The 21,637-nt window shown below is 67.7% G+C and carries 19 protein-coding genes; 9 read left to right on the forward strand and 10 right to left on the reverse strand.

The genetic code is table 11. The features are described 5' to 3' along the window. Nucleotides 1–22 precede the first annotated feature (22 nt). From FA89_RS17955 to FA89_RS17975, 5 genes are all read left to right on the forward strand, one after another. Entirely contained in the window at nt 23–2,092 is a 2,070-nt protein-coding gene (locus FA89_RS17955; RefSeq protein ID WP_036142892.1) for an FUSC family protein, read from the forward strand. 62 nt (nt 2,093–2,154) lie between these two features. Then, nucleotides 2,155–3,180: an amidohydrolase family protein gene (locus FA89_RS17960; RefSeq protein WP_036142895.1), complete on the forward strand. Its 1,026-nt coding sequence runs from the start codon at nt 2,155–2,157 to the stop codon at nt 3,178–3,180. Nucleotides 3,181–3,249: 69 nt separating this feature from the next. Further along, complete coding sequence (locus tag FA89_RS17965) at nt 3,250–3,747, forward strand: hypothetical protein (RefSeq protein WP_036144777.1); 498 nt, start codon at nt 3,250–3,252, stop codon at nt 3,745–3,747. A 19-nt stretch (nt 3,748–3,766) separates the two neighbouring features. Beyond that, nucleotides 3,767–5,050 (forward strand): kynureninase, encoded by a 1,284-nt coding sequence (gene kynU, locus FA89_RS17970; protein ID WP_036142898.1) that lies wholly within the window; start codon nt 3,767–3,769, stop codon nt 5,048–5,050. Next, a complete protein-coding gene (locus FA89_RS17975; RefSeq protein WP_036142901.1) occupies nt 5,047–5,748 on the forward strand; it encodes a hypothetical protein in 702 nt (233 codons plus the stop codon). Before kynU ends, FA89_RS17975 begins: the two co-directional genes overlap by 4 nt. 16 nt (nt 5,749–5,764) lie before the next feature. On the opposite strand, the gene FA89_RS17980 is transcribed toward FA89_RS17975, so the two are convergent. The 9 genes from FA89_RS17980 to FA89_RS18020 form a co-directional block, all read right to left on the reverse strand. Beyond that, the gene (locus tag FA89_RS17980; protein WP_036142905.1) at nt 5,765–7,033 is read right to left on the reverse strand and encodes a glutamate-5-semialdehyde dehydrogenase; all 1,269 of its coding nucleotides are present in this window, start codon (nt 7,031–7,033) and stop codon (nt 5,765–5,767) included. 11 nt (nt 7,034–7,044) lie between these two features. Next, nucleotides 7,045–8,166, reverse strand: coding sequence for a glutamate 5-kinase (gene proB / locus FA89_RS17985; RefSeq protein ID WP_036142907.1), 1,122 nt, complete (start codon nt 8,164–8,166; stop codon nt 7,045–7,047). Between the two features lie 183 nt (nt 8,167–8,349). Next, nucleotides 8,350–9,666 (reverse strand): argininosuccinate lyase, encoded by a 1,317-nt coding sequence (locus FA89_RS17990; protein ID WP_036142910.1) that lies wholly within the window; start codon nt 9,664–9,666, stop codon nt 8,350–8,352. A gap of 10 nt (nt 9,667–9,676) precedes the next feature. Beyond that, nucleotides 9,677–10,624: an N-acetyl-gamma-glutamyl-phosphate reductase gene (argC, locus tag FA89_RS17995; protein WP_036142913.1), complete on the reverse strand. Its 948-nt coding sequence runs from the start codon at nt 10,622–10,624 to the stop codon at nt 9,677–9,679. 6 nt (nt 10,625–10,630) lie between these two features. Then, complete coding sequence (locus tag FA89_RS18000; RefSeq protein WP_036142916.1) at nt 10,631–11,947, reverse strand: acetylglutamate kinase; 1,317 nt, start codon at nt 11,945–11,947, stop codon at nt 10,631–10,633. After that, on the reverse strand, nt 11,937–13,034 hold the full coding sequence (locus FA89_RS18005; protein ID WP_036142919.1) for an acetylornithine deacetylase: 1,098 nt from the start codon (nt 13,032–13,034) through the stop codon (nt 11,937–11,939). Before FA89_RS18005 ends, FA89_RS18000 begins: the two co-directional genes overlap by 11 nt. Nucleotides 13,035–13,043: 9 nt before the next feature. After that, the gene (locus tag FA89_RS18010) at nt 13,044–14,249 is read right to left on the reverse strand and encodes an argininosuccinate synthase (RefSeq protein WP_036142922.1); all 1,206 of its coding nucleotides are present in this window, start codon (nt 14,247–14,249) and stop codon (nt 13,044–13,046) included. A 42-nt stretch (nt 14,250–14,291) separates the two neighbouring features. Then, a complete protein-coding gene (locus FA89_RS18015) occupies nt 14,292–15,326 on the reverse strand; it encodes an N-acetylornithine carbamoyltransferase (RefSeq protein WP_036142925.1) in 1,035 nt (344 codons plus the stop codon). 1,359 nt (nt 15,327–16,685) lie between these two features. After that, nucleotides 16,686–17,243, reverse strand: coding sequence for a glycine zipper 2TM domain-containing protein (locus FA89_RS18020; protein ID WP_036142926.1), 558 nt, complete (start codon nt 17,241–17,243; stop codon nt 16,686–16,688). Nucleotides 17,244–17,448: 205 nt separating this feature from the next. Between FA89_RS18020 and cysS the strand changes: the two genes are divergently transcribed. Together cysS and FA89_RS18030 are read left to right on the forward strand one after the other, a co-directional pair. After that, nucleotides 17,449–18,828: a cysteine--tRNA ligase gene (cysS, locus tag FA89_RS18025; RefSeq protein WP_036142928.1), complete on the forward strand. Its 1,380-nt coding sequence runs from the start codon at nt 17,449–17,451 to the stop codon at nt 18,826–18,828. After that, nucleotides 18,825–19,259, forward strand: coding sequence for a SufE family protein (locus FA89_RS18030; protein WP_036142930.1), 435 nt, complete (start codon nt 18,825–18,827; stop codon nt 19,257–19,259). Before cysS ends, FA89_RS18030 begins: the two co-directional genes overlap by 4 nt. A gap of 12 nt (nt 19,260–19,271) precedes the next feature. Here the strand turns inward: FA89_RS18030 and FA89_RS18035 are convergent, their stop codons facing one another. Beyond that, nucleotides 19,272–20,429 (reverse strand): MFS transporter, encoded by a 1,158-nt coding sequence (locus tag FA89_RS18035; protein ID WP_240003928.1) that lies wholly within the window; start codon nt 20,427–20,429, stop codon nt 19,272–19,274. On the opposite strand from FA89_RS18035, the gene FA89_RS20735 reads away from it, so the two are divergent. Together FA89_RS20735 and FA89_RS18040 are read left to right on the forward strand one after the other, a co-directional pair. Then, nucleotides 20,428–20,622 carry a hypothetical protein gene (locus FA89_RS20735; protein WP_240003929.1) on the forward strand — a complete coding sequence of 65 codons (195 nt, stop codon included), beginning with the start codon at nt 20,428–20,430 and terminating at the stop codon, nt 20,620–20,622. The genes FA89_RS18035 and FA89_RS20735 overlap by 2 nt on opposite strands. Nucleotides 20,623–20,639: 17 nt before the next feature. After that, the gene (locus tag FA89_RS18040; RefSeq protein WP_036142935.1) at nt 20,640–21,599 is read left to right on the forward strand and encodes a LysR substrate-binding domain-containing protein; all 960 of its coding nucleotides are present in this window, start codon (nt 20,640–20,642) and stop codon (nt 21,597–21,599) included. Nucleotides 21,600–21,637 lie beyond the last annotated feature (38 nt).

The raw sequence follows: 21,637 nt of genomic DNA on the forward strand, positions 1-21,637 counted from the left end.
GGGTCGTCGACGCGCCCATGCCATGAACGGCCGCTATTCGTTTCGTGCCAGTGTCATCGATACGCTGATCCGGACGAAGCGGCCCGACGTGCCCGTGCGCGTGGCCTTGCGCAATACCGCGGCCGTGGTGTTGCCCATGGCCCTGGGTATCCTGCTGGGGTATCCGGAGATCGGCCTGGGCGTGGCCGCCGGCGCGCTGGACACGATGTTCTCCGACCAGCCGGGCCCCTATCAGCAACGGCTCAGCCGGTTGTTCCTCGCGGCGCTGGCCGCGGGTGCGGCCTCGCTGGTCGGTTTCCTCATCGGCGACTGGGTGGGGCCGATGTGCCTGGCCTGCCTGGTCTGCGGCTTCCTCGGCGGCATGCTGGTGGTGTTTGGCCCGGACATCGCCCGCGTGGGCATGACCAGCATGCTGCTGCTGGTCATAACCGCGGCGACGCCGAAGGACCTGATCGGCGCGCTCAGCGGCGGCGGCCTGATCTTCGCCGGCGGCATGCTGCTGGCCGCATTCTCCGTCGCCGCCTGGCCGCTACAACGCTATCGTCCCGAGCGACTGGCCCTGGCCGTGGTGTATCGCGGACTGGCCGACCTGGCCCGCAAACCGCAGAAGGATGGCGAGGCGCCGGCCCTGGCCGATGCCATGAACACGCTGCAGACCACGCTGCTGGGCCGCCACCATGCGCACGGCCGTGCCATGGAGGCCTTCCGCGTGTTGCTGGAACTGGCCGAACGCATCCGTCTCGAACTGATCGCCATGGCCGAGCTGGACGCCCGTCGCGACGGCATGGGCGACATGTTCCGTGCCGATGCCGCACGGGTGCTGGACGCCACGGCGGACGCCCTGGATGCGGCCGAGCCGCCGCAGCGTGCCGAGCGCGCCCTGGCCACGCTGCAGGCCAGCGAGCGCGCCCTGCTCGCCGGCTCGACCGGCACGGGGCTGGGCGGGCATATCCGGGCCTTGTCCGGCCAGCTGGCGGCCGCGGTGCGTAACACCAACTGGGCCGGTTCGCGCGGTGAGGAACGCGCGCAACGCGCGGAGACCGCGCTGCCGGAAACCCTGCGCAGCGGTTCGGCGCTGGCCACCCTGCGCGCCAACCTCACGCCCGGCTCCGTCGCCTTCCGCCACTCGGTGCGCTGCGCGGTGGTGCTCACCCTGGCCTTCGCCGTGTCGCGCCACTTCGCCCTGCCCCACGGCTACTGGCTGCCGATGACCGCCGCCATCGTGCTGCGCCCGGATTTTGCCGCCACCTTCAGCTTCGGGCTGCTGCGCGTGGTCGGCACGATCCTGGGCCTGCTGCTGACCACGTTCGTGCTGCGCCTGACCCCGGACGTGCCGTGGGCACACCTGGCCGTGATGGGCGTGCTGTGCGTCGGCTTCCGTTACCTCGCCGTCGCGCACTACGGCATCGCGGTGGCCGCCCTCACCGGCACCGTGGTGGTGTTGCTGTCGTTCGAGGGTGTGGACCCCAACGCGGCCATGGCCGACCGCGTGCTCAATACCGTGCTGGGTAGCGGGCTGGCGCTGCTGGCCTACCTGCTGTGGCCGTCGTGGGAGCGCCACCAGGCACGCACGTCGCTGTCGACCATGCTCCGCGCCTACGCCGATTACCTCGATGCCCTCGTGGCCCCGGCCGATCGGGGTGTACGCCACGAGGTGCGCACCGCCACGCGTACGGCCCGCACCAATGCCCAGGCGTCGGTCGACCGCATGCGCGCGGAGCCCGGCACGCCGGCCGTGCTGCTGGAGCTGGCGGAAACGCTGTTCGCCAACGGCAACCGCCTGGCGCGTACCGCGATGGCGCTGGAATCCCTGATCGACGGGGACGATCTGCCGGAAGCCTGGACGCACGTGGGACCGTTCGTACACGAGGCCGCCGTCGCGCTGCGCGCGCAGGCCGAGGCGCTGACCCGCACGGAGGGCGTCGCTGTGCCGCCCCTGCTGCGCGAGCACCAGCGCCACCTGATGGCCTCGCTGGGGCGCGCCACCGATCGCGAGCTGGCGGGCGCGCTGGAGCGCCTGACCGACCGCCTCACCGACAACGTCGACACCATCGCGCACGTGGTCACCCGGCGGTCGGTCACCCCGGCCTGAGCCGCCGCGGGATTGCTGCAGCGCCAGAGGCCTTGTCCGCGGGCCGGCGCTACACTCCGGCCATGCTCAAGATCGACACGCATGCGCATATCCTGCCTCGTGACTGGCCCGATCTGGCGGCCCGCTACGGCGACGACCGCTTTCCCGTGATGACCCATGCGAGCGGCCACCATCGCATCTACAAGGACGGGAAGTTCTTCCGCGAGGTGTGGGAGACGGCGTTCGATGCCGAGGTGCGCATCGCCGACTACGCGCGCTTCGGTGTCGACGTCCAGGTCGTCTCGACCGTGCCGGTGATGTTTTCCTACTGGGCCCGCGGCCATCACGCGCTGGAGCTGCACCGCCACCTCAACGATGCCATGGCCGAGGTCTGCCAGGCCCATCCCCGGCATTACGCCGGTATCGGCACGGTGCCGTTGCAGGCACCCGAGCTGGCCATTCGCGAACTGGAGCGCTGCATCGGCGAACTGGGCCTGCAGGGCGTGCAGATCGGTTCGCACTGCAACGCCTGGAACCTGGACGCGCCGGAGCTGTTTCCCTTCTTCGAGGCCGCCGCCGACCTCGGCGCCGCCGTGCTGGTCCACCCGTGGGACATGATGGGCAGCGAGAGCATGCCCAAGTACTGGCTGCCCTGGCTGGTGGGCATGCCGGCCGAACAGGCGCGTGCCGCGTGTGCGCTGATCTTCGGTGGCGTGCTGGAGCGCCTGCCCTCGCTGCGCGTCATGCTGGCCCACGGCGGCGGCAGTTTTCCGTATTCCATCGGCCGCATCGAACACGGCTTCCGCATGCGCCCCGACCTGGTCGCCACCGACAACCCGCGCAACCCGCGCGAGTACCTCACGCGGCTGTTCTTCGATTCCTGCGTGCACGACGCGGCCGCATTACGCTACCTGCTGGCCACCGCCGGCACTGACCGCGTCATGCTCGGCACGGATTACCCGTTCCCGCTCGGCGAGCAGGAGCCTGGGAGCGGCATCGACGCGCTGGGCCTGGACGACACCGACCGGGCCAGCCTGTTCCACGGCACCGCGCTGGCATGGCTGGGGGTGCCGCTGTCCCGCTTCCAGACGGACCCCTTACCCGCGTGAGGTGACGTGGTGCTGTGCAAGAATGCATGCATCGCGCGGCACCGCCGCTGGACCTGGGGAATCCGTACCGTGAACCGCTCCGTGCCTGCCCTCCTGCTCGGCCTGTTGCTGGCCAGTCCCGCCATCGGCGCCGCCGAGGTGTCGATGGCCGAGGGCGCCATCCGTTTCAGCGTGCCCGACAGCTGGATCCCGATCATGCAGTCGCAGGGCGAGACCGAGACGCAGATCTTCCAGGTACCCGGTGCCAATGCGGCCGACGCTACGGTCGCCCGTGTCTCGGTAACGCTGCAGAAGGTGCCCAACCTCAACGGGTTCCAGCAGTTCTCGGGCAACATGCGCAGCCGTGCCTCCGGCCTGAAGGACTACGCGGCGGGCAAACCCGCCGGCCCCACCGAAAACGTCTACAAGGCCCGGGAAGGCACGGTGACACTCGAGTACTACGAGCGTTATTTCTACAGCGGCGGCTATGCCATCCAGCTGCGCTGCGCACGCCCCGGCGGCGACGCGAAATGGAGCACCGCCTTCGACAAGGGCTGTGCCGAACTCGCCGCCCGCATGCCCTCCTGATGTACCCGAGGCTTTTCGTATGACCGGTTTCGAAGCGACCCGCGCGTGGGCCGATGCCCAGGATGCGAACGACCCGCTGCGTGCTTACCGCAACGCGTTCCACATCCCGCCGCATGCCGGCGGGGACAGCCTGTATTTCTGCGGCAACTCGCTCGGCCTGCAACCCAAGAGCGTGCGCACGGCCATCGAGGCCGAGCTGGCCGACTGGGCCGACCTCGCCGTGGAAGCCCATTTCCGTGGCCGCTCGCCGTGGATGCATTACCACGAGTACGTACGCGACGCGATGGCGCTGGTGGTCGGTGCGCAGCCGCACGAAGTGGTGGCGATGAACACGCTCGGCGTGAACCTGCACCTGATGATGGTGAGCTTCTACCGACCGACCGCCGAGCGCCCCGCCATCCTGATGGAGGCCGGCGCCTTTCCGACGGATCGCTATGCGCTGGAATCACAGGTCCGCTTCCACGGGTTCGATCCCGCCACCGACCTGATCGAGCTCACGCCCGACGGCCCGGGCGGGACCTTGTCGGCCGAGGCGATCGAACGCGCCATCGCCGAGCACGGCCACCGCGTCGCCCTCATCATGCTGCCGGGCGTGCAGTATCGCACCGGCCAGGTGTTCGACCTGGCCGCCATCGTCCGCCTGGGCCATGCCCAGGGTTGCAAGGTAGGCTTCGACCTGGCACACGCGGTGGGCAACCTGCCGCTGGCCCTGCACGACAGCGGCGCGGACTTCGCCGTCTGGTGCACGTACAAATACCTCAACGCCGGCCCGGGCGCGGTTGCCGGTTGCTTCGTGCACGAGCGCCACGCCCACGCCGACGTGCCGCGCTTCGCCGGCTGGTGGGGACACGACAAGGGCACGCGTTTCCAGATGGGCCCGCAGTTCGTGCCCACACCGGGTGCCGATGGCTGGCAGCTGTCCAACCCGCCGATCCTGGCGCTGGCGCCGCTACGCGCGTCGCTCGATATCTTCACCCAGGCCGGCGGCATGCCGAGGCTGGTGGAGAAGAGCCGTCGCCTGACCGGTTACCTCGAGTGGCTGATCCGCACACGCGTGGACGACACGCTCGACGTGGTGACGCCAGCCGATCCGCTGCAGCGGGGCGCGCAGTTGTCCGTGCGTGTCCGTGCCGGGCGCGATGCCGGGCGCGACCTGTTCGGTTACCTCGAACAGCACGGCATCATCGGCGACTGGCGCGAGCCCGATGTCATCCGCCTCTCGCCCACGCCGTTGTACAACCGCTTCGCCGACTGCCTCGGTGCGGTGGAAGCCATCGAAGCCTGGCGCGGCACGCAGGCATGAGCGAGCAGGAGCTGTTCCCGGCACCGTACAGCGAACGCGGCGAAGGGTTTGCCGTGCAGGCGGTGACCCATTGGTTGCGGACGGCGCCTGGGCGGGTGATGTTCGGGCTTCGCGCGGGCGGTCTTCCGGTGGCCCTACCCGACCGTCCGGCCACCGTCTCGCATCGTGGCGTCGAGGCACGCGTGAACGGCCATATCACGGCGATCGAAGACGTCAGCAGTGTGTGGCTGCGTGAACATCCAGAGGCGACGACACGCTATGTGGATGCCTTGCGCCGTGTGCTGATGGACAAGCGTACCCGCCTCGATGGGTATGCCACGCAGGCGATCTTCGTCGGCAGCGTGGAACTGTATGCCGGTTCAGCCATGGACAGCATCGATATCGAGCTGGACGACGACGACGGCTCCTACGCGCGCGCGATCGACCTGCTGCGTCGCGCCCCCCACGACGGTCGAACCGCTTTCGCGATGCCGCCCGAACCCGGCACCGGCAGCTTCGAGGATCCGATTTTCCTGGCCGGCGACCAGGCGTGGATCGACGGTCGGCGCGTGCTGATCGAATACATGCCCGACGAGGGCAGCCGCGCCGAGACGGTCGCCCTGGATCGCGAGGCGCTTGCCGATGCACTGGAACGCGCCTGGTCGGCCATGTGCGATGTATCGGAACGCATTCGCGCGGAACTGGGTCGACTGGTCTGAGCGTCTAGCTCCCGACTCAGCCCGCCGTGCTTTCCTCATGGCGGACCTGCCCCGCCCCGCGCACCACGAACCGCTCCACCGTTAACGACTCCGCGCCCATCGGGCCATAGGCGTGCAGGCGCGTGGTCGAGATGCCGATTTCCGTGCCCAGCCCCAGCTCACCGCCATCGCTGAAGCGCGACGACGCGTTGACCATGACCACCGCCGAGCGGATGGCACGAATGAATTGCGCGGCCGCCGCGTCGTCGCGCGTGGCGATCACTTCGGTGTGGTCGGAGCCATAGCGACGGATGTGTGCGATGGCATCGTCGAGCGTCGGAACGACCCGCACGGCGATGACGAGGTCCAGGAACTCGGCGGCGTAGTCGTCCTCCGAAGCTGACACCACGCCCTCTGCCAGAGCGCGCGTCGCATCGTCGCCGCGCACCTGCACGCCCAGTTCGCGCAAGCGCGCGATGGTGCGTGGCAGGAATGCGGCGGCCGCCTCCTCGTGGACCAGCAACGTCTCCAGTGCATTGCACACGCCGGGACGGCTCGTCTTGCCGTCGACCAGCAGGCGCAGGGCCAGGTCGTGATCCACGTCGCGATCGACGTAGAGGTGACAGACGCCCTTGTAGTGCTTGATGACCGGCACGCGCGCGTGTTCCGCCACGAAGCGGATCAGGCCTTCACCGCCTCGCGGAATCGCCAGGTCGACGATGTCCACCAGCTGCAGCAGTTCGATCATCGTTTCGCGGCGCGGATCGTCGATCAGCGTGAGCGCGGCCTCCGGCAGGCCCGCATCGCGCAGGGCGCCGCGCAGCACGTCGGCGATGGCGATATTGGACTGCATGGCGTCGGAGCCGCCGCGCAGGATCACCGCGTTGCCAGCCATCAGGCACAGCGCTGCCGCATCGGCGGTGACGTTGGGCCGAGCCTCGTAGATCATCGCGATGACGCCGAGCGGGATACGCACGCGCTGCACCTCGATGCCGTTGGGCCGTGTTTCGCGACGGGTGACCAGGCCGACCGGGTCCGGTAGCGTGGCCACGTCGCGCATGGCCCGCGCGATGGCGAGCACCCGTTCGTCGTCCAGACGCAGGCGGTCGAGCATGGCCGTCGCAGTGCCGCTCGCGCGCGCCGCGGCCATGTCGATCGCATTGGCCACGAGGATGGCGGGAGCGGCCGCTTCGAGCGCCTTCGCCATGGCGGTCAGCACATGGCGCTTGGCCGCCGTGTCGAGGGACGCGATGGAGGACGCCGCATCGCGACAGGCAAGCGCACGATCTCGCAGGGTAAGCGTCATGGTGGCCTCGTTCATGCGGGAAGGACGACCAGGTCGTCGCGGTGGACGACGTTCTCGCCGTAACTGTAGCCGAGCGATACCTCGATATCTCGCGTGTGGCGGCGCGCGATACGCCGGATATCGACGGCGGCATACTGCGCAATGCCGCACGCGAACACGGTTTCGCCCTCGGCGATCTCGACCACGTCGCCGCGCGCGAAATCGCCGGTCGCGGCGCATACGCCACCGGGCAGCAGCGAGGCGCCACGCTCGCGCACCGCTCGCGCGGCGCCTTCGTCGACCACGATGCGGCCTGCCGTAGGCGCGTGACGCAGCCAGTACTTGCGCGCTGCGAGCGGCATACCGGGGGCGTGCAGCCGCGTGCCGGTGAGCAGGCCATCGGACAGCCGCGCGACGCAGACGGCGTCGCGGCCGTTGAACAGCACGGTCTCGATGCCTGCCGCCGCGGCCTTGCCGGCGGCTTCCAGCTTGGTCCGCATGCCACCCGTGCCGGCCGCCGTGCCCGCTCCCCCCGCGCTGGCGAGATGCGCCGGCGTGACCGCCGCAACGCTGTCGATGGGTTGCGCGCCAGCATCGGTGCGCGGGTCGGCCGTGTACAGGCCGCCGATGTCCGACGCGATGAACAGCACGTCGGCATCGACCAGCGCCGCCACGATGGCGGCGAGATTGTCGTTGTCGCCCAGTTTCAGCTCGTCCACCGCCACCGTGTCGTTTTCGTTGATGACGGGGATGGCGCCCAGCGCGAGTAGTTCACGCAGGGTGGAACGCGCGTTGACGTAGCGGCGGCGGTTGCGCAGGTCGTCGTGGGTGAGCAGCACCTGCGCCACCGGCGCATCGAAAAACCCTTGCCACAATGCGATCAGCCGTGTCTGGCCCAGCGCGGCCAGCGCCTGGCGACCGGTCAGCCCCGCGGCGCGCTCCGGCGCGGCAAAACCCCGCCCGGCCGCGACCGCACCCGACGACACGATGACCACCTCGCGACCGGCGCTACGGCTGGCGCGCACGAAGGCCGCCAAGCCTTCCGCATGCTCGTCGCTGAGCGCACCGGCTGGCGTCGTCAGCAGGCTGCTGCCCACCTTGAGCACGGCGCGTTGCCACGTCGGCAACGGTTGCTCGTTGAAGCCGCCAGCCATGAGGCCTCCAGGGTGATATGGGCTGTGTAGGAGCGCACGATGTGCGCGATGAGATAGCGTTATTGCTTGAGGTTGCGTTGTCGTTCGGGATAGGGGACGTGCTTAACCGCCTTTGATGTTTAGATTTACGGCCTCATTCGCGAGATGCAGCATGAGGGTTCGCGCACATCGTGCGCTCCTACATCAGGGTGACGAGTCGCGAGGTCGCGAGCCCAGGGTGGCGAGCCTTTGGTGGAGGGTGGTCAGCATCAGGTAGTGGCCGGCGCCGGGGGAGGTGCGGGCGGCGAGGCTGGATTCGGGCGTGCGGCCGTCGCCGGCCGAGGCGGCGGTTTCGGCGGCGGCGCGGTACGCGTCGCGGAACGGCACACCCGCCACGGCCTGCTCGATCGCGACGTCGGTGGCGTACATCGCCGGCTCGATCGCGGCGCGCATCTTGTCCGCTTTCCACTCGAAACGCGCCAGCATGTCCGGCAGCAGGTCGAGGGCGCCCAGGCCCATCGAGAAACCGTGGAACAGCGAGCCCTTCGAGAACTGCAGGTCACGCTGATAGCCCGAGGGCAGCGACAGCAGCTGCTCGATCTCGGTGCGCGCGGCGGCCACGCTGGCATAGCTGGCGCGCAGCAGTTCGACGACATCCGGGTTGCGCTTGTTCGGCATGATCGACGAACCCGTGGTGTACTCGGGCGGCAGCGCCACGAAGTCGAACTCCGCCGTGGTGAACAGCGACAGGTCCCAGGCCAAGCGGCGCGTGTCGAGCAACGCCGTGCCCACCGCGTCCAGCGCGGCCATCTCGAACTTGCCGCGCGAGAGTTGCGCGTAGATCGGCGAGACCTGCATGCGGGCGAAGCCGAGGGCTGCCGTGGTATGGGCGCGATCCAGCGGCACGTTGACGCCATACCCCGCAGCGGTGCCCAGTGGGTTGGCGTCGATCAGCGCCAGCGCCTGCTTCGCGCGCAGGGTGTTGTCGATGAACGCCTCGGCGAACGCCGCGAACCACATACCGGTGGAAGACACCACCGCCCGTTGGATATGCGTGTACCCGGGCATTGGCAGCGCATCGCCCGCTGCGCGCTCCAGGCAGACCTCGGCGATACGGCGGCACAGCGCTTCCAGCGTCGAGAGTTTCTCTTTCAACCACAGGCGCGTCGCCACCAGCACCTGGTCGTTGCGACTGCGCCCCGTATGCACGCGGCGGCCGGCATCGCCCAGGCGTTCGGTCAGGCGTGCCTCGATGGCAGAATGACCATCCTCGAAACGGTCGTCGAGCACGAACGTGCCGGCCGAGAAGTCGGCCGCCAGCGTGTCCAGTTCACGCAGCAGGGCATCGCGCTCGTCGTGCGACACCACGCGGATATTGGCCAAGCCCTCGACGTGCGCCTTGCTCGCGGTAATGTCGTGCAGGAAGAACTCGCGATCGAGCACCACGTCGTTGCCGGCGAGGAAACGCATGATCTTCGCGTCCACCTGGATGCCGGATTTCTGCCAGAGCGGCTGGGTCATCTTAAGGTCCTTAAAGCGGGATAGCGGTGAGCTCGTCGAAGCCGAGCGCACGGTTGACGTTCTGCAGGGCCTGCGTGGCCGCACCCTTCAGGAGGTTGTCCAGCGTGGCGACGACGACCACGCGACGGCCGTCGACGGACAGCGCGAAACCACCCACGTCGAGATGGTGCCGGTTGGCGACCTGGCTGACCCACGGCGCCTCGTCGACGACGTGGATGAGCTTTTCCTTCTCGTAGCGCGCCTCGAAGCGACGGACGATATCCTCGCGTTTGGCCTGCTTGGCCAGGTAGAGGTTGGTCGTTACTGTCAGGCCACGGAAATGCGGCGCGACGTGCGGCATGAATTCCACCGGCATGCCGAGGTGGCGGCTGGCTTCCTTCTCATGCATGTGCCCGGTGAGCGCGTACGGCATGAGGTTGTCGCGCAGCTTTTCCGGATCGTTACGGTCCGAGGGCGTGGTGCCCGCACCGGAATAGCCGGATACACCGAACGACACCGGGGGCGCCGCCAGCAGGTCCTTGATCGGGGCGATGGATGCCTGGATCGCGGTGGCATAGCAACCGGGGTTGCTGATCCGCTTCTCGCCGCGCCAGCGGTCACGGTAGAGTTCGGGCAGGCCGTAGTACCAGCGCTCGTCGAAGCGATAATCCGCCGACAGGTCGACGATCACCGTCGAACCACCGGCCTTGTCGATCGCCTCGACATACGGTGCCGCCTTGCCGTTGGGCAAGGCCAGGATGACCACATCCACGCCCTGCTCTGCCACCGCGGCGGGATCGAGATTCCCGAATGCCAGGCTTCCCTTGTAGGCCGCGTTGTGGTCGGCGAGCGGCTGCCCTGCCAGTTCGCGCGACGAGACGAAGGCCAGCTCGAGGCCGGGATGGTTCGCGACGAGTGTGATCAGTTCGGCGCCCGTGTGGCCGCGCGCGCCGACGATACCGATGGTCTTGCTTGCCATGACCGCTCAGTCCTGAAGGGTGGGGACGCGCGTGGCGCAATGCGCGACGCAACGTTCGATATCCGCGAAGTTGTCCAGGCCGTACCAGAACACCTTCCAGCGCGACTGCTTGAAGCAGCCGTCGGACTCCGCGTAATAGAAATGATTGATGACGTTGCCGTGGCGCGAGCGCCAGAACAGCTTCGGGTTCTCGTCGCGCATCACCTGCCACACGGCACGCCCCAGGCCTTCGCCCTGTGCGTCGTCCAGCACCGCGAACTTGTCGAGGTACGCGAAGCCTTCGTCCTGGGTGAGCACCATCGCCGCGCGATAGTTCTCGGATACATAGAGTCGATACAGGTCGGTGCGTTCGAAGTAATCCGGCACCACCTTGCGACCGAAGCTGGATTCGATCAGCTCGCGCAACCGGGCCTTGTCCACGCCGTCCCACGACTCGAAACGCAGCACACGCTCGCCACGGCGCACCAGGGTGCCCGAACCCTTGTGCGTGAACAGTTCCTTGGCCAGCTCGGCCGGGCGCGTGATGGACACCGACGAGGTGAGCGGCAGGTCGTCCAGCAGGTCCTTGATCTGCTCGATCTTCAGGCGCATGCCCGAGTGCAGCCAGGGCTGCTTGAGCAACTGGTCGTATTCGGTCGACAGGTTGATCGAATCGATCACCGTGCCCTCGCCGTCCAGCAGGCCACCGGTGCCCGTCAGGAACACGATCTTGTAGGGCTGCAACACGCGCACCAGTTCGTTGGCGGCGAAGTCGGCGTTGATGTTGAGTATCTGTCCCGCGTCGGTTTCACCCAGGCTGGCGATCACCGGGATTGACCCGGCACGCAGGCTGGCCTCGATCGGCGCGAGGTTGATCTCGCGCACGCGCCCCACCAGGCCGAAGGTGGCCTGGTCGAGGAACTCGGCGGCGAACACGCCCGACGGCACCGAGGTGGCGCGCGTATCCGCTTCCTGCAGCGACTCGACCAGGCGCAGGTTCTGCGCCTGGAACACGCGGCGCACGATGGCCAGTGCCTCGGGCGACGTCACCCGCAGGCCATTCACCGTTTTCTTCTCGATCCCGGCAGCGGCCAGTTCCTCGTCCAGCTGAGGACCCGCGCCATGCAGCACGATGGGCGTCAGGCCCACCTGCTGCAGGAAGGACAGCGAGGACGTCAGTGCCGGCAGGTCGTCGCGCAGCACCGCGCCGCCCACCTTGACCACGGCGAAACGCGCGGCGTCCAGCTGGGAGAAACGCTTGAGGTATTGCTGGATCTCACGCGCGCTGCCCATGGAGGACAGCAGGCGCACGATGGTCTTGCGGGTATGTTGGTTAGATTCCACTGTCGACGATCCGATGGATGGTCCTGGCATAGGCAGCCAGTTGTTCGAGGAGGACCCACTCGTCGGCCGTATGCGCCTGGGCGATATCGCCAGGGCCGTAGACGAAGGTGGTGTAGCCGGCCTTGGAGAACAGCGCCGCTTCCGTCCAGAAGTCCACGGCGTTGCCCACCGGGATGCCCAGCTCATCGGCGACATCGCGCGCCGCCAGACGGCGAGTCTCGGCCGTGGCGATGTCGCCCGCCGGCAACGAATCGCCGCGGAAGGTTTCGCCGTATTCCACGGGTACCGGATCGACCAGCGTGCGGAAGGTCTCCAGCAGGGCGTCGGCATCCATCGAGGGCAACGGCCGGAAGCCGAAACGCACATCCGCCGTGGGGGCGATGACGTTCGCCTTGATGCCGCCCTCGACCTTGCCGATGTTGAAGCGCAGACCGGTCAGGCCACCGAAGCGTTCGTGCGACAGCGCCTGTACGTGGTCCAGCGCCGCGGCGCCCCAGCGGGTAGCCTGGTGCAATGCGCTGTCGGACGGCTTCTGGTCGCCCGAGGCATGCCCTGCCCGCCCCTGGAAACGCATCTGCACCGACAGGATGCCCCGGTGCGCCAGCACCGCTTCACCCTGGGTCGGCTCGGCGACGATGATCGCCTCGTAGTCGCGCGGCGTCTTCAGGAAGCCGTCGATGCAGCGCGCATCGTTGGCTTCCTCGTCCGTGGACAGCAGCAGGGCCATGTCGCCCTGCGTGGCGTTGGCCACGGCGACCAGCGCCGCGGCGGCGCCCTTGATGTCGCACGCGCCCAGGCCGATCGCGCGGTCCCCGGTCACCCGGAGCTCGTGCGGACTCGCCGTCCAGTGCGGCGAATCCGGCACGGTGTCCAGGTGCACGTTGAACAGGTACTTCGGCGTACCGCGCACGGCGTAAAGGTTGACGGCGCCGGCACCGAAGTCGGTGACCTGCACATCGAACCCCGGAAGGTTGGCGCGCAGGTAGTCGAAGATGCCTTCGGTGCCGATCTCACGCGGCGGGTTGCGCGTGTCGAAACCGACCAGCGCACGCAGATGGGTCAGGGTGTCGTCGAGTAGCTTGTCCATGGTCGTGGATCAGTTCCCGTTGGCGCGGTCGACTTCCGCCCAGATCGTCGAGCTCATGCCGTAGAGCTTGATGAAGCCCTCGGCCTCGGCCACGCCCCAGTCGGCCGCCTGTGCATAGGTCGCCTTGGACGAGTGCAGCAGGTTCTTCGATTCGACCTTCACCGCGTAGATGGAACCGCCGCGGGTCTCGACGATGACCTTACCGTCGACCTTGCGCTGCGTGGACACCAGGTAGGCTTCCAGGTCGGCCTTGATCGGATCGTTGAAGAAGCCCTCATAGGCCACTTCCGTCCACTTGCGGCCGATTTCCGGTTTGAAGCGGTTCTGCTGCTTGGAGAGCACGGTTTCTTCCAGCGCGCGGTGCGCGGTCAGCAGCGCGGTCAGTGCCGGCGCCTCGAACACGATACGGCCCTTCAGGCCGATGTTGGTGTCGCCTGTGTACAGGCTGCGACCCACGCCGTACCTCGCCAGTTCGCGGTTGAGGAAAGCGAGGATCTCCGGACCCGTCGCCGCCTTGCCATTGAGCGAGACGGCCACGCCCTGCTCGAAGCCCAGCTCGACACGCAGCGGTTCGGACGGCCATTCGGCGCGCGGCGCGCACCAGCCGACTGCGCCCTCGCCCGGGATTTCCCACGCGTCGATTTCGCCACCGGAGATGGTCACGCCCAGCACGTTCTCGTTGATCGTGTAGTGCTTGGTCTTGGCGCGGACTTCGAAGCCCTTTTCTTCGAGGTAGGCCTGCTCGTAGGCACGCACCTGCGTGTGCTCGCGCTGGATCTCGCGGATCGGCGCCACGATGGTGTAATCGCCCAGCGCACGCACGGTCAGGTCGAAGCGCACCTGGTCGTTGCCCATACCGGTGCAGCCGTGCGCGAACAGCTTGGTGCCCAGTTCGTCGCAACGCTCCAGCGATGCCTTCACGATGAGGTAGCGATCCGACACCAGCAGCGGATACTGGCCCTGGTAGAACTCGCCCGCCCAGATCAGCGGCGTGACGAAGCTGTCCCAGATCGCCTGCGACGCGTCGACGGTGCGATGCGAGGCCGCACCCAGTTCGGTCGCGCGCTGCTCGATGTATTCGCGCTCTTCCGCCGACACGCCGCCGGTGTCGACGAACACGGTGTGCACGGCGTAGCCGCGCTGCATCAGGTAAGGGACGCAGAAGCTGGTGTCGAGGCCGCCCGAGAAGGCGAGGACGATATCTTTACTGGACATGCTGGCTCCGGGAAAAGGAATAGGGAAAAGAGGAAGGACGAATCAGAAACCGAGGCCGGACCTGGCGCCCGACGCGTGCGAAATGAGCGAGGCCATGACGGCCTTCTGGACGTGCAGACGGTTTTCCGCCTCGTCGATGGCGATGCAGGCGGGCGAATCCATCACCGCGTCGGTCGCCTTGATGTTCCGGCGCAACGGGAGGCAGTGACTGAACAGCCCACGGTCGGTGAGCGCCATCTTGGCCTCGTCGACGATGAAATGCTTGTTCGCCTCGCGGATGGCCTTCTCTTCATCCCAGCGGCCGAAGTACGGAATGGCACCCCAGCTCTTGGCGTAGATCACGTGCGCCCCGCTGTATGCCGATTCGATATCGTGCGACACCTGCAGCGACCCACCGTTTTCGGCGGCATTCTGCTTGGCGAAGTCCATGTAGCGCTGGTCGAGGATGTACTCGGGCGTGGGACACAGCAGGGTCACGTCCATGCCCATCTTCGTCGCGATCATCAGCGCAGAATTCGCCACCGCCGTGTTGAGCGGCTTCGGATGGTAGGTCCAGGTCAGTACGTATTTCTTGTTCTGCAGATCGCCCAGGTGCTCTTTCAGGGCCATGGCATGGGCCAGCTCCTGGCAGGGATGGGTGATCGTCTCCATGTTGATCACCGGCACGGTGGCGTAGCGGGCGAACGCTTTCAGCACGATGTCCTGGCGATCCACCTGCCAGTCGACGAACTTCGGGAAGGCGCGCACGGCGATGATGTCGGCATAGCGCGACAGCACCTGGGCCACCTCGGCGATGTGCTCCTCCGTATCGCCGTCCATCACCGTACCGACCTCGAACTCGATCGGCCACGCGTCCTTGCCCGGCGCCAGCACCACCGCGTGCCCGCCCAGCTGGAAGGCACCCAGTTCGAAGCTGGTGCGCGTGCGCATGGACGGGTTGAAGAACAGCAGCGCGATCGACTTGCCAGCCAGCTGCTGGCCCTGCGGCGACCGCTTGAACTCGGCGGCCTGCGTGAGCAGGGCGTCGATCTCGGCGCGGCTGTAATCCTGGGTGTTGAGGAAATGGCGAACGGTCATGGCAATCCAGATCGGTCGGTGGCCCGGGGGCCGTGGGTGGAATGGCAGGAATTGGAAACGAAAAAACCCGGCACGGGGCCGGGTTTTTTAGTCGATGCAGATGAAATGCGCGCGACAGCCTACCCGGCCGAATGTCCGATGTACGGTCGACGAGCACGCGAGGTCATTCCTGCGGCCATGCGGGCGCTGGTAAAGACGACGGCGGTGTAGACGGTATGGGACACGGCAGGGTCACGAAACATGGAAGTCCGATCATGCCGGGATTTGTTGCGTCGCGCAACTTGGGTGGGTTCGCGGATCCTGTTGGGGATGTTGGTGGTTGTTTCGGGGGTGGGCTCGCCTTTGGCGTCGCGTTGGGCCTTGGGCCGTGGAGCAAGAGCCGGCGGGTGCCACCCTCGTGGCCACGCCTGCGGCGACCCGCTAAGGAAGGGCCGCGTCCGCGGCCGTTTATTGATTGCCCTTCGGGCCGGGTCGGGCTTCGAACGGGGGTTTTCGACTCGACTTCCTGTCTCGCGAAAACGGCCGGCCGTCCTGGCCGGCCCCCTTCGGGCCTTGTCCGTTCGAATCCCTTGCCTGCGGCTACCGGCCACGAGGGTGGCACCCGCCGGCTCTTTCCAAGACTGAGGTTGCGTGTGGGGAGAGCGCAGAGCCAGGTTTCGCTTCGTTGCTGGGAACGCTCGCCTGCCTGGTGTGCATGGCATCGGGCGCCTTAGATACGTTGAGGGCTCGCGCACGTGCGTGCGCTCCTACCCCCCCACCCGCCGATCATCCGCGACAGATGCGCCGTGCGTGGAATCAACGCACAACCCACATTTAGGAGCCCACGATGTGGGCGAAAAGCCAATAACGCGGTGATGCCGTACCCTCGCATCCACTCACTACCACCGCGCGCTGCTCGCCCAACACCCCACCTCAGTCTGGGAAAGAGCCGGCGGGTAGCCCCCTCGGGGCCGGTAGCCGCAGGCGAGGGATTCGCACAGATCAGGCCCGAAGGGGGCCGGCCTGGACGGCCGGCCGTTCTCGCGAGACAGGATGTCGAGTCGAGAACCCCTGTGCGAAGCCCGACCCGGGCCCGAAGGGCCATAAGGATACGGCCGCGCCAGCGGCCCTTCCTTAGCGGGTCGCCGTAGGCGTGGCACCGAGGGGGCTACCCGCCGGCTCTTGCTCGAGGAGTTCGGCTTTACCGCTTTACCGCTTCGTTGGCTTTTCGCGCACATCGTGCGCTCCTACGCGGTTACGAATGGCGCGGGTGGCGCGGGTGGCGCGGATGGCGCGGATGGCGGAAACGGGCGCATGGTGGCAACAAAAAAGGCCACGATCGCTCGTGGCCTTTTCGTCGCTGCCGTGCACTTAGGCCGGTCAGTCTGCCGGCGCCACGCTCACCCGTACACGCAGGCGCTCGCCCGGGTCGTAGTTGAGGCGCGACACATACACCTCGCCCCGGTAGCGGTACTCGACATCGTAGCCCGCGATGCGACGCTGCTCCGAGACCGAGCTGGCGTCGCGGCAACGGGTTTCCGTGCCTTCGTAGGTGCGGTCGCCGTTGCGGGCGATGCCGTTGCCGACCGCGCCGCCGGCGACCGCGCCGACGACCGTGGCGGCCTTGCGGCCATCACCATGGCCCACGGTATTGCCCAGCACGCCACCGACCACGGCGCCCAGGATGGTGCCGGCGGTGCTGTTACCGCTGGATTCGCGACGCACGACCGGCTGGTCGTAGCATTCCTGACGCGGCGTTTCGACCCGCGCGACGCCGTAGACCGGGTCCACGCGCAGGACATCGGCCCAACCGAAATGGGTGTTGTCGTCCGGGCCGGCCGGACCCGGAGGGGGCGGAGGCGCATAGCGCCCGTCCTGGGCGCTGACGCCAGAGGCGAAAACGGCGAGGATAAGGGCAGGGATAAGCAGGCGAGACATGTAGGAAAACCTCCAGCCAGGCGCACAGGCGCGCCTACTGGTGTGTATTTCAACAAGTTAACGCTGAATCCACGCTTAGAACCTTGCGTCCGCGTCGTCACATTCGCTGTCAACCGAACGCGCCACCGTGCGTGTGCCCGCCGAGGCGCTCGCCTTGCTAGTATTCACGGTCGGTCGCCCACCGCGCACGTTCATGGATTCCCGCATGCCGATCACGCTCTACAACACCCTGACGCGCCGCACGGAAGCGTTCATCCCGCTCGATCCGGACCGGGTGACCATGTATGTATGCGGGCCGACCGTGTACAGCTACATCCATATCGGCAATGCCCGGCCGCCGGTGGTGTTCGACGTTCTTGCACGTTTGATCCGCCGCCATTACCCGACGCTGGTGTACGCGCGGAACATCACCGACGTGGACGACAAGATCAATGCCGCCGCGGGCGCGGCGGGCGTGCCCATCGGCCAGATCACCGCGCGTTACACCGAGGCCTTCCGTCAGGACATGGCCCGCCTGGGCGTGGCGCCGCCGGATGTCGAGCCCCATGCCACGGACCACATCCCGCAGATCATCGGGATGATCGAGCGACTGGTCGCGTCCGGGCACGCCTACGCCGCCGCAGGCCACGTGCTCTTTCATGTGGAGTCGTATGCCGAGTACGGCGCGCTCTCCGGTCGCGATCCGGACGACCTGATCGCGGGCGCCCGGGTCGAGGTGGCTCCGTACAAGAAGAGCCCCGGCGACTTCGTGCTGTGGAAGCCGTCCGATGCCTCCCTCCCTGGCTGGGACAGCCCCTGGGGTCGTGGCCGTCCCGGCTGGCATATCGAGTGCTCGGCCATGATCGAGACGCACCTGGGCGAGACCATCGATATCCATGCCGGTGGCGTGGATCTCACCTTCCCGCACCATGAGAACGAGATCGCCCAGAGCGTCTGCGCCCATGGCGGCAAGACCTACGCCCGCTACTGGCTGCACAACGGCATGCTGACGTTCGACGGCCGGAAGATGTCCAAGTCGATCGGCAATGTCCTGCAGCTGCACGAGCTGCTGGCGCGGCACCCGGGCGAGGCCCTCCGCCTGATGCTGCTGCGCGGCCACTACCGCCAGCCGCTCGACTGGTCCGACAGCGCGCTGACGCAGTCGGTGCGCACGCTGGACGGCTGGTATGGCGCGCTGCGCGATATGGCCGACGTGGATGCCGGGGCGCCAACGGTGCCGACCGCCGTCGAGGCGGCGCTGTGCGACGATCTCAACACCCCGCAGGCGCTGGCCGAGATATCCCAGCTGGTGGACACGGCGCGGCGCGCCAGCGGTGCGGAGCGCGGCCCGGCCAAGGCGGCCCTGCTCGGCGGCGCAGCCCTGCTCGGCCTGCTCCAGGACGATCCGGAAGCCTGGTTCCGTCAGGGCAACCCGGGCGATGCCGTGGACGAAGCGGCCGTCGAGGCCCTGCTGGAAGAGCGCCGGGCCGCACGAGCGGCGAAGGATTTCGCGCGCTCGGACGCCATTCGCGACCAGCTCAAGGCGCTGGGCATCGCTATCGAGGACAGCGCCCAGGGCACGCGCTGGAGCGTGGTGAAGGCATGAGCACACCGATCGAAGCCACGGCCGCGGAGGCCCAGACCGCCATTGCGGAAGAATTCGCTTTCTTCAGCGACTGGACGGAACGTTACCAGTACCTCATCGACCTCGGCCGTCAGCTGGCGGCGTTTCCCGACGAGTGGAAGACGGAAGCGCACCGCGTGCATGGCTGCCAGTCGATGGTCTGGCTGATTCCGTCGGGCGACGCCTCGCGCATGCACTTCGACGCCGCCAGCGATTCCGCCATCGTGTCAGGGCTGATCGCACTGGTGCTGCGCGTGTATTCCGACCGCTCCGCACGGGAGATCGTGGAGACCGAGCCCACCTTCATCCAGGACATCGGCCTGGCCAAGCACCTTTCGCCCACCCGCTCCAACGGTCTGGCCGCCATGCTGGTGAAGCTCAAGGCCCAGGCCGCCCAGGCACTGGGGACGTAAAAACGTTTCCTCTCACGCGTGCCCCGGAAGGCGTTCGGCACGCGGCACCAGCAATGGCATCGCTACCAGCGCACAGGCGCTTGCGGCGAGCCACACCACCGGCCAGCCCTGACATGCGAGCAGGTACGGGATCGAGAAAGGCGTGACAAAGCACACGAGGAACACGCTGGTGTTCGCCATGCCAAAGGCGGTGCCCGCACGCGCCGCACCGGCCAGCGTGGCGAGCTCCGTGTAGGCGACGCCGTGCCATGCCGAGACGCAAACGCCGCTCAAACCCAGCAATACAACCAGTGCGACGCGCAGCGCCCCTGAGTCGGCAGCATGCGTGCCCCCGGCCATCACCAGCACCGCAAGTCCCGCGAACAGCAGCACGCTGAGTACGCTGCACGCGCGCAGGTAGGCGGGTCGGTTGCGACGACGGTCGGTCCAACGGCCGCTCCACACGCGCATCACCATCGCGCCTACCTGCGTGAACACCATGGTGGCGGTAACCGTCGCAAGACCTGCATGGCCGAAGTCGTGCAGAAAGACGGTGCCGAAGGACAGCACGGCGAACTGTGGCGCACAGAGGCTGCCGATGCCCAGCACGATGCGCCACACGCGCGGATCTCGCAGCGGGCCTTTTTTCGATGCGCTCGACGCGAAGGCCGCGTCGGCCGCGCTCGCCCTGGTGCCCGGCACGATGGGCGGCTCATGCACCCAGGCCCAGCTCGTCACCGCGCCCAGCCCACACAGCACGGCCAACAGGCCGTAGAGCGCGGCAAAGCAGAAATGCAGCGCCACATACGGCAGCACCAGCGCGCCGATGCCGCCGCCCAACGGCACGGCGGTCTGGCGGATGCTCATCGCGAGCCCGCGCTCGCTGGCGTCGAACCAGGTCATCACCGCACGCCCGCTCGCACCGTTCACGCTGCCGCCCAGCAGGCCGACCAGCAACAGTCCCGCCCCCAGCACGCCGAGGCCGGGGATGTGCTGCGCAGTCGGCGCGGCCCACAGCGCCATCGCCACGAGTGCGAGTGCGGTACTGCCCAGCCCGGTCAGCAGCACGGGCCTGTCTCCCCAGCGGTCGGTCAACAGGCCCCACGGCAGTTCGCTCACCGCAATCCCCAGGCCCATGAGGCCGAGCACCAGACCGAGGGTGGCGTTGTCAAGCCGGTAGCCGGTACGCATGAGCACCGCCGTCATGGGAATGCCGCTGAAGGCCACGGAAAACGCCGCGTTGGCGGCCACCCCAGCGGCCAGCACCTTCCAGCGATGGCGCAGTGGATACGTCGAAGAACACGTCGATAAGGTCATGATGCGACGCAGTCTCCACCGCTTCAAAGGTTTTGAAAATCAGAAAATAATGCGATATTCGTCCTGAAAAACAGGACGATAAACATGACGCTGCCTACGGGCCAGGTGATGCTCGATCTCGATGTGCTGCGCACGTTCTCTACCGGCATCGCTCTTGGCAGCTACGCGCGCGCGGCCGACAAGCTTGGGCGTTCGACCTCTGCCGTGAGCGCGCAGCTGAAGAAGCTGGAGTCACAGGCCGGCACGGTGCTGTTCCGCAAGAAGGGGCGTGGCCTGGCACTGACAGACGCTGGCGAGACACTCCTGGCCTACGCGCACCGCATGCTTGAACTCAACGACGAAGCCGGCGCCGCCATGCGCGGCGCCGGCTTGCAGGGCTGGGTGCGGCTGGGCCTGCAGGAAGACTTCGGCGAGACGTTGCTGCCAGCCGTGCTGGGGCGCTTCGCGCGCGCGCACCCCAAGGTGCGCATCGAAGCCTGCGTGGCGCGCAGCGGCGAGTTACGCGAGCGCCTCGAACTGGGGCAGCTCGACCTGGCGCTGGCGTGGGACGCGGGCGACCAGCCCCTGTCTCCGTACGCCGAGCGCGTGGCGCGGCTCCCCTTGTTATGGATCGGCCCGACGGCGGCTGAGCGGGTCGATGCCCCCTGGTGGACGGAACGCGAACACGGCGGCCCCGGCCCACGCCGGCCCAAGAGCAAAGAGCCGTTACCCCTGATCATGCTTGACGCGCCGTGCCCGTTGCGGGAGATCGTCATCACCGCGCTCGACCGTGCCGGCCTGCCCTGGCGCCGGGCCTTCGGCAGTGCCAGCCTGGCCGCGCTGTGGGCTGCCACGTCGGCAGGGCTCGGCCTCACGGTGCGCACGCCATTCGGGCTGCCCTCGCATGTGCGCGCGCTTGACCGCGCCGTGCTGTCGTTGCCGGCGCTGCCGAAGATCTCACTCGTGCTGTATCGCGCGCAGGCCCACGCCGAGGCCCCGGCGAGCCGCCTGGCGACGCTGTTGCTGGAAGCGGTGCGCCAGCAGGTGCAGCCCATGGCTGAGTGACATAAAAAACCCGCGATCACTCGCGGGTCTTTCATGCC

This window comes from Luteibacter sp. 9135 (assembly GCF_000745005.1).
In the GTDB taxonomy this organism is placed as follows: Bacteria; Pseudomonadota; Gammaproteobacteria; order Xanthomonadales; family Rhodanobacteraceae; genus Luteibacter.

Coding starts and splice junctions, on each gene's coding strand:
- FA89_RS18015 (WP_036142925.1), bottom strand. CDS start 15,326: ATGACCGTTCGCCATTTCCTCAACACCCAGGATTACAGCCGCGCCGAG.
- FA89_RS18030 (WP_036142930.1), top strand. CDS start 18,825: ATGAGCACACCGATCGAAGCCACGGCCGCGGAGGCCCAGACCGCCATT.
- FA89_RS18020 (WP_036142926.1), bottom strand. CDS start 17,243: ATGTCTCGCCTGCTTATCCCTGCCCTTATCCTCGCCGTTTTCGCCTCT.
- FA89_RS18035 (WP_240003928.1), bottom strand. CDS start 20,429: ATGCGTACCGGCTACCGGCTTGACAACGCCACCCTCGGTCTGGTGCTC.
- FA89_RS17955 (WP_036142892.1), top strand. CDS start 23: ATGAACGGCCGCTATTCGTTTCGTGCCAGTGTCATCGATACGCTGATC.
- kynU (WP_036142898.1), top strand. CDS start 3,767: ATGACCGGTTTCGAAGCGACCCGCGCGTGGGCCGATGCCCAGGATGCG.
- argC (WP_036142913.1), bottom strand. CDS start 10,624: ATGGCAAGCAAGACCATCGGTATCGTCGGCGCGCGCGGCCACACGGGC.
- FA89_RS20735 (WP_240003929.1), top strand. CDS start 20,428: ATGAGCACCGCCGTCATGGGAATGCCGCTGAAGGCCACGGAAAACGCC.
- FA89_RS18005 (WP_036142919.1), bottom strand. CDS start 13,034: ATGGACAAGCTACTCGACGACACCCTGACCCATCTGCGTGCGCTGGTC.
- proB (WP_036142907.1), bottom strand. CDS start 8,166: ATGGCTGGCGGCTTCAACGAGCAACCGTTGCCGACGTGGCAACGCGCC.
- FA89_RS18040 (WP_036142935.1), top strand. CDS start 20,640: ATGACGCTGCCTACGGGCCAGGTGATGCTCGATCTCGATGTGCTGCGC.
- FA89_RS17980 (WP_036142905.1), bottom strand. CDS start 7,033: ATGACGCTTACCCTGCGAGATCGTGCGCTTGCCTGTCGCGATGCGGCG.
- FA89_RS17990 (WP_036142910.1), bottom strand. CDS start 9,666: ATGACCCAGCCGCTCTGGCAGAAATCCGGCATCCAGGTGGACGCGAAG.
- FA89_RS17975 (WP_036142901.1), top strand. CDS start 5,047: ATGAGCGAGCAGGAGCTGTTCCCGGCACCGTACAGCGAACGCGGCGAA.
- cysS (WP_036142928.1), top strand. CDS start 17,449: ATGCCGATCACGCTCTACAACACCCTGACGCGCCGCACGGAAGCGTTC.
- FA89_RS18010 (WP_036142922.1), bottom strand. CDS start 14,249: ATGTCCAGTAAAGATATCGTCCTCGCCTTCTCGGGCGGCCTCGACACC.
- FA89_RS17960 (WP_036142895.1), top strand. CDS start 2,155: ATGCTCAAGATCGACACGCATGCGCATATCCTGCCTCGTGACTGGCCC.